Source organism: Rothia mucilaginosa, assembly GCF_964210535.1.
Taxonomy (GTDB): Bacteria; Actinomycetota; Actinomycetes; order Actinomycetales; family Micrococcaceae; genus Rothia; species Rothia mucilaginosa_F.
Genome location: NZ_CAXOMR010000050.1, coordinates 1 through 404, shown reverse-complemented (window position 1 = coordinate 404; position 404 = coordinate 1). Strand labels below are relative to the sequence as shown.

At 62.1% G+C, this 404-nt stretch carries 1 protein-coding gene; it reads right to left on the bottom strand.

Annotated elements, in window-relative coordinates:
• The coding region (locus AB8C10_RS09255; protein ID WP_368867561.1) for a transposase at positions 1-404 on the bottom strand (404 nt) is incomplete at both ends.

Genomic DNA, 404 nt, shown 5'->3' with positions numbered 1-404 from the left:
AGGCGGATGATGGCTTGTCGGTTGGGGAAGATTCCCACGGTGTCGGTGCGTCGGCGGATTTCGCGGTTGAGGCGTTCGTTGGGGTTGTTGGACCAGATCTGGGTCCATACCCCGGTGGGGAAGGACGCGAAGGCGAGGACGTCTGCCCTGGCTTGATCGAGGTGATCACACACGGCGGGGAGCTTGTCGTGGACGTAGTCCAAGAGTCGGTCGTATTGAGCGTTGACTGAGGCGGCGTCGGGTTGGTCGTACACCGAGTGCAGCATCGCTTTGACGGCGGGCCATAGTGCTTTGGGGGTGACGGACATGAGATTAGCGGCGTAGTGGGTACGGCATCGTTGCCAGGTGGCTCCGGGTAGGTTGGCGGCGATGGCTTCGACCAGGCCCAGATGGGCATCACTGGT